The sequence below is a fragment of the Haloarcula amylovorans genome, assembly GCF_004681185.1.
Classification (GTDB): Archaea; Halobacteriota; Halobacteria; order Halobacteriales; family Haloarculaceae; genus Haloarcula; species Haloarcula amylovorans.
This window is the reverse complement of the sequence record NZ_SRIF01000007.1, coordinates 1-11434: the sequence shown is the minus strand read 5'-3', so window position 1 is coordinate 11434 and position 11434 is coordinate 1. Positions and strand designations below refer to the sequence as shown.

Sequence of the window (11434 nt, the reverse complement as noted above, 5' to 3'; positions counted from 1 at the left end):
ATAACATTCACCACTGTGATATTCGGTTACCAGAGACAATTGGACGGTATAATCGCCAGTAGTCAGCATTCGATAAACTACGTGTGTGAAAAGGAAGATGACGTCGTCAGTGATTGCGGTAAATCGTCTTCGTGGACGTGAAGAAGTCCAGACCCGCGTCACCCTGTTCTCGATACGTGTTCGTGGACGACTGCTTGTACCCGCCGAAGGGAACGTGCAGTTCGAGTCCGGTCGTCTTCTCGTTAACCTTGGCGACGCCGGTCTCGATGCGGTTGAGGAACTCGTCGGCTTCAGTGAGATCCTGCGTGACGATACTGGCCGAGAGTCCGTACTCGACGTCGTTCGCTAATTCGAGAGCGTGTTTGAAACCATCAGCCCTGATAACAGAGAGAACCGGCCCGAATATCTCCTCTTGAGCGATACGCATGTCGTTATCCACATCCGAGAAGACCGCGGGATGGACGTAGTAGCCGTCTGCGTACTCGCCATCTGTCAGTTGCTCCCCACCGGTTTCCAGTGTCGCACCTTCTTCTTTTCCGATTTCGACGTATTCAAGCGTCGACTCGAGTTCGCTCTGTGAGACGTGCGGTCCCATATCCGGGTCAGTGAGTCCCGACCCGAGCTTGACGGATTCGGCGTACTCGACCATCGCCTCAACGAACTCGTCAAAGACCTGCTCGTGGACGATGGCCCTCGAAGCCGCGGTGCAGGACTGACCGGTCGTCCCGAACGCGCCGACGCCAAGAATCTCGACCGCTTCGTCGATATCGGCGCTCGGCATCACGACGGTCGGATTTTTCCCGCCCATCTCACACTGGACGCGCTTGAGGCTCTCTGAGGCAGTCTGTGCGACAGTCGTCCCGACAGCAGTGCTGCCAGTAAATGAGACGCCATCGATATCCTCGTGTTCCGTGAGCGGGACACCGACCTCACTCCCAGGTCCAGTCACGTAGTTCGCAACACCGTTCGGGAGGCCCGCCTCGTCGAGACACTCGAAGAGAACCCGCGTCATATTGGGGGCCGCCGATGCGGGCTTGGCCACGACCGTATTTCCGGCAGCCAGCGCGGGAGCGAGTTTCCAGGCCGGAATGGCTATAGGGTAATTCCAGGGAGTGATGATACCGACTGTTCCGAGTGGTTCAGATTTCGTATAGAGTTCCTTCTCGCGTCCACTCGGGGATTTGACGACGCCACCCAAGTCCATCGATTTCTGCGAGTAATAGGCAAAGATGTCAATCGCTCGCTGGACTTCGCCGGCGGCCTCCGATCGAGTTTTTCCCTCCTCGCGGACGAGTAATTCGGTCGTTTCGGTTTTCCGTTCCGCAAGTATCTGACTCGCATCTTGGAGGACCGAACCGCGTTCGGGACCCGGCGTATTCGCCCACTTCTTCTGGGCATCGACGGCGGCCTTGATTGCGACTTCAGTATCTGCCGTACTCGATTGTTGGAACCGAGCGACCACCTCGTTGGTATTCGCTGGATTCAGTACGTCGAACGTCTCCGCTGATTCCGACTCGGTCCACTCTCCGCTAACGTAGTTTCCGTACTCTTCCGGCATGCGAATAGCGGGTTCCCTACCCTGGCTTACTAATGTTTTGGTAGCTAATTTTCAGAACTTGATTCACTAGTACGGAAGCGGGGTCGTTCGATGCTCGTACACAGAGGTTATTCGTGAAAACTTCGAACCAAGATTTTTCTCTATCGTAATAAAGATCCTCGAATCGCAATAGTGTTGTTGGAGCGCCAGCAACGGGCATTGACCACGAAATGCACGAAGCATTGGAATAGACAGAGCGTGGTCGAGATAATCCTCCGGGGGAGACAAATTATCAAGGATTTAGTGGTAAAATGCCCGTATCTACAAACCACACCTATCAATAAATTAAGTAGCAAAATCCATTCAAACAAAGCCATATCAGATAATTCAGGAGTATCTTGAGTTAACTTCGATAACGTTCGCAGCCTGCGCTATCTGTTCACTTAGCTCAGTTTCCATCCGTTCGTCGGTCATTCGCTGTGATGGGCCAGAGATACTGAGTGCTCCTAGTACGTTGGCTTCGGGGACGGAAACGGCCATTCCGATACAGCGGACACCCGGGATATTCTCTTCATCATCAATGGAATAGCCCCGCTGACGGGTTTCTTCCAGTTCTGATTTGAGTCGCTCAGTATTAGTTATTGTTTTCGCGGTTTGTTCAGGAAGACCGTGCCGATCAACTATCTGCTCGCATCGCTCCGGCGACAGCTCTGCGAGTAGTGCCTTACCGAGGGACGTCGAATGCATTGGCATTCGTTTCCCGATCTTCGAAGCAGTTTCGACAGCAGAGGCACCGCGGGCTTTAGAAAGATACACGACGCGTCCCTCCTCTTCTGTTCCGAAGTGGACGACCTCGCCGGTTTCCTCTGCGAGATTGGTGACTTCTTCCTTAACAATCGTATGGTCAGCTACTCCATCTTTCACTTGTTCGGCGATGTCAAGAAAGCGAAGACTCAAACTATACGAGTGGTCCTCTTTTACCACAAGCCCTTCTTCCTCGAGCGTCGCTAAATGTCCGTGAACAGCGCTTTTCGAGAAGTTAAGTGACTCAGATATTTCTGTGATACCGGCGCTACCGTGCTCCTGAAGTACCTCTATAATTCGGCAGGTGTTTCGTACCGCATTGATTTTTCGAGGCGTTCTTGACATAGTTCCAGTTTGTAACCAGGGCCTCATAGCTCTTGTTCTCGAGCCGCGAACAATATTTTCGCTCGGTGCGCTACTATTTCCCCCATCTCGATCGGATCAACGACTGAAGGAGACACAGTAACTGTATTAGCCTTGTTCATCGATTATTGCTTTATGTTCTCCTCTCTCGAATATACGTATCTGTACCCTCTATAGTGCAATGTATGCTATATGCATTTTGATAAACTAAAAATACATAGCGTCCTAATAATAGTAACAAGTTATAATACAATTCAAATCATATACTCCAGAGAATGAAATTAAAGTTATAACAAGAGTACAATTGTTATATACTCCCCTATAGTCATCTACATGTACAGCGTTCTCTAGAAAAGAACGGAACAAGAATTACTTCGCCAAAACGCCATCTTCTTCATCTCTGTGCTGGTCTAAGCGCGCCAACGCATAGAGAATGTAGGTATTGGACTCATAGATATCTACTCTTTGAGTTACGACGCCTATATGAAAATGATCCTCCAGAAAGAGAGCAAGAAAGCTAACTTGAATCTAATAAAAGGCTATCAGACACCTTGAACAAGCCGATATCCCCATCATATTAGAGGGATCCTTGCAACGTCATCCCAATGGGGCGTGGTTCCCGACGAGGATTCTACCGATATTCCCACTACTGGGGAGCACGGGTGTGACGGTATTTTCATCGGCACCGGAAACCGAACTGCAGTTGGAAAAGCGGTCTTCGGCGATATCGCTCAAAAGGTTGTGCTTGAATTCAATGGTCTCACCACTGTAACGAGTCAGAGTAGGGTGCTCCCTTTGGTGTGACTGGCTCGCATGCCGACAGTAAGTATTCGTCGAGTAGTTGCACCGAAGTAATATACCCAGGTATTGGTACCGGGCTCGCTTGGAGGGATTATGTCTCCGACTCGACCGTATCGACGACACCGCGGAGATAACCGATGGTGAAACTCCGGGCACGGTGGCGCCAGTCGTCGTCACCGGTCATCTCTGGGACGTGATCGGGGATGACGACTCCGTCAAACCCAATTTCGCGGAGCGTCCGTACGACCTCGACTGTATCGAAGTTCCCTTCGTCGACGAATGCCTCGTGGAAACGTGGCATCGTGCCAACGACGTCGCGGAAGTGGATGAAGACGATGTCGTCACGCGTCCCGAACCGTTGCAGTACGTCGGTAACGTCCTCCCCCATCTGTGAAAAGCACCCGAGGCAGAGCTTCAGTCCGTGGTTATCACTCGGGACGAGTTCCATCGCTTTCTCGAAGTTCTCGACGTTACGGAACAGGCGGGGAATGCCGCCGAGTTCCTCGATTACAGGCGGGTCGACGGGGTGAAGCGCGAGTCGGACGCCAGCTTCTTCGGCGACCGGTAGTACGGTTTCAAGGAAGTTCTCATAGTTCTCCCAGAACTCGGCTTCTGTGTACGCTCTGTCGAGACCGGGGGCAAGACCGTCGTTGTCATCGAACCCGTCGAGTTCGTTGAGGTCGAACCCGGTACCTTCCGCACCGCCGCGAAGAGTTGCGGGTTCAGTCCGCATCGGCACGACCCCGCGAGGATTCCATTGGTATCCGAGGATTGGAATCCCGGCCGCGCCCAGATTTTGGATTAGCGTCGTAATCTGGTTGAGCGCTTCCTCGCTGCCGTCACGGTCGAACATAATGTCCCCGTAGAGCGAGTACGGCAATGACTGAATACCAGTGAACTGCAGTCCCGCGTCCTCGATTTGTTCGCGTGCCGCTGTGAGTTCGTCGACCGTTGGAATCATGTCGCGTCCAACCGCGATTGTGTTAGTCCCCATGCGGTCGTTAAACGCATCCGGTTCCTCCTCGGTGTCAGCGTGGTCGACGAAGATGTCGGTAGCACCGAGTTGACGGATGAATCCCAGTCGGTCGGGGGAGAGGCTTCTCGTTCGAACGCCCATCCGAATACCAGTTCTCACTGCGGACTCTCGGGTAGCTTGGCGAGCCATACCTTCGTTTCTGGATACAACTACTAAACGACTGCGGATGGCCTTCCCTGACTCACTTCGTTCGTCAGGATACTGCTGGAGCAGGTAACCCCCACACGATATCACGTAGCCTGAATCTTCCGAGTGTGACGGCGATAAGTAGCAAAGGTACCGACGGCGAGAAGGGCAAGAACGGCTTGACCCCGGCTATGGGCATCAGAAGGTGTGGAACCACTCTGATGTCAATAAACTCACTCAACTTGACCTGTCGGTATTCAATCTTGTGGACTATCTCTTGCGACGTACTGGTCTACGACGAACAAATGCTTCACCGACTACGCCATTCACTCGGTGCGGTTGCCATAGCGTTGGTTTTGACAGTCTCATGGGTCGGGGCGTTTGTTTCTCATGAAGGATGCGGGACTGTCCATCCGGGAGGTAAATATCACGCTATTATCGATTTTTTGTAGTCGGTAGCCCCATCTTAGGGGCGGTGTTCATGCTCGCGTGGGATCGCCGAGACTGCTGAAAAGGACGTCCCCCGAGCTTTCCCATCGCGGTGCTGGCAGTGTTAGCTGTGGAATTTGAAGTATCTGGCTAGCGAGCGAAAATCTGGGCCTGTAGTGTATTGTATATAGTTGGAGCAGGTAATTGTTAGGTAGCGGGTTTTAGTAGCTAGAGCTACTAATTGGGCCTATGGCTACTTCCGAACAAGTCTCAGAAACCGCAGAATTTGCAGTTGAGAACATCGGTGGTATCGATAGTACCCAAGTTTCGATTCCACCCGGCGTAACCGTCCTGACCGGCAAGAACGCCACGAACCGAACATCGTTCCTTCAATCGATTATGGCAGCGATGGGAAGCAACCAGGCAACACTCAAAGGCGACGCCGAGGAAGGGCGCGTTCAATTGAACCTCCAAGGCGAGACCTACGAACGGACGCTCACCCGAGCCGGTGATTCAGTCGCGTTCGATGGCGACGGCTACCTTGATGATCCCGAAGTCGCGGACCTCTTTGCATTCTTGCTCGAAACCAACGAAGCGCGCCAGTCTGTTGCCCGTGGGGACGATCTTCGTGAGATTATTATGCGCCCCGTCGATATCGAGGATATTAAAAATAGAATCCGCGAATTAGAAGCAGAAAAAGACGATATCAATGACGAACTAGCTACTATCGAAGACAGAAAAACGGATATCCCGAAACTCGAACAACGACGCAACCAGATACAGGATCAGATACAGGAGAAAAAGGACGAACTCGAGGATAAAGAAAAAGAAATAGATGAAAGTAACCGTGATATCGAGTCGAGTCGAGAGGATCAAGAAGAGTTAGAAGCGAAACTCGACGAACTCCGCTCGACACGCTCAGACCTCGAATCAACGCGTCGCCAGATCGAGACACAAAACGAGAGCATCTCCTCTCTCAAACAGGAGCGAAGTGACCTCGAAGCTGACCTCGAGGACCTGCCTGAGACGCCGATGGGCGACCAGCAGCATCTCGAAACCGAGATCGAACAACTTCGCGAGAAACGCCAGACGCTGAATTCCCAGATCTCCGACCTTCAAAGTCTTATCCAGTACAACGAAGAACGACTCGAGGATGAGGACTACGAGGTCCTTGAGACGCTCGACGAAACCGACCGGTCTGAATCAGCCGGTTCACCGACCGACGAACTACTTGCTGACGGCGAGGGCTCGGTCACCTGCTGGACGTGTGGCTCGACGGTCGAACGTGAGCAGATTGAGGACACTGTTGAGCGTCTTCAGGAGCGCCGCCAAAACCTGGTGCAGGAACTCAACGACATCAAGTCCGAGCTCGAAGATCTGAAAACGACCCAACGCGAGGCCAAACAGCAGCAAAACGAGCGTGAGCAAATCGAGCGCAAGCTCGCGGATATCGAAGACGAGATTGAGAGCCGCGATGCACAGATCGACTCGCTCAAATCCCAGCGTGAGGAACTAACCGACGACGTCGAAACACTCGAAGCCGACGTCGACGATCTTGAGTCGGATGACTTCGACGAGGTGCTCTCACTCCACAAAGAAGCCAACCAGCTAGAGTTCGAAATCGACAGTCTCGAATCAGATTTAGAGGACGTGACTGAGGAAATCGAAGAGATTGAAGACATGCTTGATCGTGCAGACAACCTCCGAGAGGAACGCGACGAGTTACTTGAGCAGCTGACTGACGAACGGACGAAGATCGACCAGATCGAAGCCGACGCCGTCGATGAGTTCAACGAGCACATGGACGCGATGATCGAGATTCTGGACTACGAGAATCTCGACCGCATCTGGATCGAACGCGTCGAACAGACCGTGCGTGAGGGCCGTCGGAAAGTCGAGCAGACGGCGTTCGATCTCCACATTGTCCGAACGACGGAGAACGGGGCGGCCTACGAAGATACGGTTGAGCATCTCAGCGAGAGTGAGCGCGAGGTGACAGGACTCATCTTCGCGTTGGCAGGATATCTCGTTCACGACCTCTACGAGACGGTCCCGTTCATGCTGTTGGATTCACTGGAAGCGATCGACTCAGCCCGGATCGCCCAACTTGTCGAGTACTTCGAAGATTACGCTGAGTATCTCGTGGTTGCTCTGCTGCCGGAAGACGCGCAAGCACTGGACGACGACGTGAACCGGGTTACTGCTATATAACTGGCGTCAGACCTCTCTGTCTTCATTTTACGACGCAGCACAGCCGTGTCTAGTTATCCCCTTGTGTACGGTACCGACTGGGATTTTCGATGGCACACTCTATCCACGAATTCTCAACTCACCCTCCTCTGGGAAGCCGTCCAGCGTGAGCGAGGCCAGCCATGCTGATAGTGATGATTGCGATGAAGAGTGTATATCCGCGGAAGATGCTTGTGTACGTCAATCCGGATTGAGAGAGTACTCCGACTGCGACGCTCCCCGGTGCTTGAATGAGCATCATCGTCGCGCTGAAACCTGCATAGGCACTCGCACGGTTTGCATCGGGAAACGTTTCGAGAAGATAGGCGTCGCCCACGGGGAACAGGCCGTGAACCACCAGCCCCATCACGACTGACACTGCGGCCAGTGCGACTACTCCTGAGACCAGGGTAAACGCGAGAAGGCAGACGACGAAGCCGGTAAGAATCGAAAGCAAGAGTGTGAGATACGAGTAGCGATCAGCGAGCCGTCCAGCCACAAGAAACGAGGGGATGCCAGCGGCAAACATGACGGTAAGGAGCGTGTTGGCTGTTCCCGACGAAATTCCCTTTGCCGCTCCCAGGTACGTGACATAGAAGTTGAAGATGCCCTGCCAGACGAATCCTGTAAACCCGACGAAGACAACGCCAACAGCGATGAGATGCCACTGGGCACGGATCGCTGCCAGAAGATTCCGGTCTTTGGTACCGGCATCTGGCAGCTCAGCACGTCGAACGGCGACGGCAAAGATGACTGTTGCAACGAAAGCAAGCCCCGATAGCGTCCAGAAGACAACTCGCCATGACCGAAAGGTGATTGCGAGCGCGACAAGAAACGGAGCGGTGACAGCCGCGATCTGGGAGGACATACCCCGAATGCCGACCGCAATCCCAACGTGGTCGGGATAGAGTTCGCTCACGAGTGGGTTCGCTGCGATAAAGAAGACCCCCGTGGCGAGTCCAATGAACAGTGCGCCAGCAATCGTGAACCAAATCCCCGGTGAAAACGCAGTGAACGCGGTAGCAACGGTAAGGCCCAGCCCCATTCCAAGGAGTGCGTGATGGCGACGAACGACTGTGAGGAGGTACCCGGTTGGGAGGCGGGGAAGGGCACTCCCCACCCAGACAGTCGTCGCAGCTAATCCCGCAGTCGCTGGACTGATACCTGATTCGATAAAGAAGTCGACCAGGGGTGCGAACGCCATCCGCCCAAAATTGACAAGAAACGAGAGGGCACAGATTGAGACGAACACACCGGTTCGCCCCGTAGGCTTCGACGGAACAGTCATCGCTCAGGATAGAACAACATGACACCCGACACTATTGCAGACCTCTCTGCGAGTGGCAACAACCGATTCCGTTGCTCGTCCCGACCATAGTGACCGCTCCTCGTCTCTCGGATTTGAAACTCTCGCTTTGACTCGTGATTTCAGTGTTCGATTCAGTGTATCTTGAGATGAACTGATAGCCTTCACGAGATGATGCCGTTCATGGTGTTAAATTCGCTGGAAGCGATTGACTCGGATCGAATCGCCCAGCTCGTCCAATACTTCGAAGACTATGTTGAGTATCTCGTAGTCGCCTTGCTCCCGGGAGACGCGCAGGTGCTGGACGTCAGTGTGAACCGGATTACTGCGATCTGAGCGACAGCGCGAAATTATACCCAACCAGTTGAAATCATACTATCTTGAGGACACTATCAGGGGAGTCGTATTGTTCTTAAGTGGCAAGCTGGAAGGCGAATTAAAGTGGGACTGCATGAGTGGCAGTATCGAAAGACAGTACTAGTTCTCTGTACTCTCGCACTATTCGTCACCGTGTTTGGGCGGCTCGCACTCAGTCCGGTCGTCCCCGATATCGCGACCGAGTTCCACACATCGAATACGCTGATCGGCGGAGCACTAACTGGCATGTGGTTCACGTACGCCTTGACGCAGTTCCCGAGTGGGATTCTCGCTGATCGATTCGGCGACCGACGTCTGATTCTCGTCTCGGTCGGTGGTACTGGTCTCTCAGCGCTGCTTATCGTTGCTGCTCCCACTTTCGGTGTCTTCGTCTTGGGTGTCGTCATTCTGGGAGCTGTCGCTGGGCTTCACTATAGTGTGGCGACGGCGCTTATCACGCGAATCTACGATGGTATCGGAACCGCTATCGGGATCCACAATTCAGGGGCGCCGCTCGCGGGACTGTTGGCTCCTGTAGTCGTTTCAGGGATAGCAGTCAGATTCGGTTGGCGGCCCGCGGTGGCGGTCGGGACATTGGTTGCGCTCCCAATCACTGCGCTGATTGCGGCCGGGATTCGCTCCTCCGAACCTCGACAGCCCGACGAGCCAATGCGCGATCAGGTTGACCGTGAAAAGATTGTCGAGGTGCTTACTCGACCGACAGTCGTCTTCACGGGTATCATCGCGATTATCGTCGAGTTCTCATGGCAGGGACTCGCCTCATTTCTCCCGGCGTTCTTCGTGCAGTACCACGGCTATTCGCAGACGCTTGCAGGAACGCTGTTCGCGGCATATTTCGTGGTTCAGGGTGTCCTCCAGACGGGTGTTGGAGTCGTCGCTGACCGACTGGGTCGCGACATTGCGATCGTCTCCTGTATGGTATTTAGCATCGCTGGCATCGGACTACTGCTCCGCGGTTCAAATATCGAAGAAATCGCTCTCGGCATCGGACTGCTTGGACTAGGCATGAGTTGGGGTGCGGCAGTATTCCCTCGGTTTATGGACCGCATCGATGAAGGCGAACGCGGCTTTGGCTTTGGATTATTCAGAACAGTGTATATGATCGCCGCCGCAACGGGGTCGGTCGCTCTCGGATTTCTCGCCGATCAGTATGGGTGGGTCGTCTCTCTGAGCTTTCTTGTCGTACTCCTCGTCCTCGTCTGCGGTCTCCTCGCGATCAACTCCATATTCTCCCTTGACTACTGAATGCTGCTCATCTTTGCGGCTGAGTCTCTTCCCCTTGGGGCACTTCGAAGACTATGCCAAGTATCTCGTGGTGGCCTTGCTCCCGGAAGGCGCGCAGGCGCTGGACGACGATGTAAATTGAGTTACTGCTATCTGAGCCGAAACTCGGCACTCAAACCCTTATATAGGAGACACGAATAGACCCCACTGGAATGTCGCTCATTGTCAAAGCAGCTGTGAAGGATGCACTGTCGGAGCACAATGTCTCGGCGGATTTCTACGAGACACTTGATGAGGAAGTCGCTGAACTGCTCGAAGACGCTGCCCAGCGTGCTGAAGCTAACGACCGAAAGACGGTCCAGGCACGCGACCTCTAAGGCAACTCGAGCGATTCTGTCTCTGGCCTGTTCTGAACCAGGCCCTGTTTTAAGAGGGCTGTGGGAGCACGGTACGACTATGAGTGTCTCAGCGGAGTCGATCAAGGTAGAGAACGTTGTTGCATCAAGCGATATCGGCCAGGAGCTTGATCTCGAAACGCTGGCAATGGATCTCGAAGCAACGGACTACGATCCGGAAAATTTCCCCGGATTGGTCTATCGGATGCACGATCCGAAGGCTGCGGCACTGATTTTCCGCTCGGGAAAAGTGGTGTGTACCGGGGCGAAAAGCGTAGACGATGTCGAGACTGCCCTCGGAGAGGTCTTTGATGAACTCCGTAGCTTGGGTGTCGAGGTTGACGACTCACCAGCGATCGATATCCAGAATATCGTCTCGAGCGCTGATCTGGGCGCGAATCTAAATTTGAATGCGATTGCAATCGGGCTCGGTCTCGAACATATCGAGTATGAACCAGAACAGTTCCCGGGACTTGTCTATCGACTCGATGACCCGGATGTCGTGGCACTGCTGTTCGGCAGCGGGAAACTCGTCATTACGGGTGGCAAGCAGTTGTCCGATGCCGAAGACGCACTCTCGGTAATCGAAGATCGACTCACTGATCTCGGGTTACTGGAGTGAGCTTCTGCGATGAACTGGTCGCTGTGACTGATAGCGAGTAAATTGAGCTTCTCGGACGTCGCTTGATAGTGACTGCTACTCGCTTCACTTCACTACTATTCGTAACTGGGGTACTATTATGCGCTAATTTATCCACTCACAGCTTCTGACATCCGTTCAGCGGAGTGGCGGGCCCGTCTCAGGA

At 53.6% G+C, this 11434-nt stretch carries 8 protein-coding genes; 4 read left to right on the top strand and 4 right to left on the bottom strand.

Translation table 11 applies throughout. The features are described from left to right. Positions 1–106: 106 nt before the first annotated feature. The 3 genes from xacF to E4S61_RS19065 form a co-directional block, all read right to left on the bottom strand. A complete protein-coding gene (gene xacF / locus E4S61_RS19075; protein ID WP_135305535.1) occupies positions 107–1558 on the bottom strand; it encodes a 2,5-dioxovalerate dehydrogenase in 1452 nt (483 codons plus the stop codon). A 366-nt stretch (positions 1559–1924) separates the two neighbouring features. After that, on the bottom strand, positions 1925–2686 hold the full coding sequence (locus E4S61_RS19070; RefSeq protein WP_135305534.1) for an IclR family transcriptional regulator: 762 nt from the start codon (positions 2684–2686) through the stop codon (positions 1925–1927). A gap of 910 nt (positions 2687–3596) precedes the next feature. Continuing rightward, positions 3597–4670: a mannonate dehydratase gene (locus E4S61_RS19065; RefSeq protein WP_135305533.1), complete on the bottom strand. Its 1074-nt coding sequence runs from the start codon at positions 4668–4670 to the stop codon at positions 3597–3599. Positions 4671–5345: 675 nt separating this feature from the next. Here E4S61_RS19065 and E4S61_RS19060 point away from each other — a divergent pair. Then, entirely contained in the window at positions 5346–7307 is a 1962-nt protein-coding gene (locus E4S61_RS19060; RefSeq protein ID WP_135305532.1) for an archaea-specific SMC-related protein, read from the top strand. Between the two features lie 118 nt (positions 7308–7425). Here E4S61_RS19060 and E4S61_RS19055 read toward each other — a convergent pair whose 3' ends face one another. After that, positions 7426–8577: an MFS transporter gene (locus E4S61_RS19055; protein WP_245180858.1), complete on the bottom strand. Its 1152-nt coding sequence runs from the start codon at positions 8575–8577 to the stop codon at positions 7426–7428. Positions 8578–9078: 501 nt separating this feature from the next. Here E4S61_RS19055 and E4S61_RS19050 point away from each other — a divergent pair. The 3 genes from E4S61_RS19050 (at position 9079) to E4S61_RS19040 (ending at position 11250) form a co-directional block, all read left to right on the top strand. Beyond that, positions 9079–10254: an MFS transporter gene (locus E4S61_RS19050; protein WP_135305656.1), complete on the top strand. Its 1176-nt coding sequence runs from the start codon at positions 9079–9081 to the stop codon at positions 10252–10254. A gap of 191 nt (positions 10255–10445) precedes the next feature. After that, the gene (locus E4S61_RS19045) at positions 10446–10610 is read left to right on the top strand and encodes a DUF1931 domain-containing protein (RefSeq protein WP_135305530.1); all 165 of its coding nucleotides are present in this window, start codon (positions 10446–10448) and stop codon (positions 10608–10610) included. Positions 10611–10689: 79 nt separating this feature from the next. Beyond that, on the top strand, positions 10690–11250 hold the full coding sequence (locus tag E4S61_RS19040; RefSeq protein WP_135305529.1) for a TATA-box-binding protein: 561 nt from the start codon (positions 10690–10692) through the stop codon (positions 11248–11250). Positions 11251–11434 lie beyond the last annotated feature (184 nt).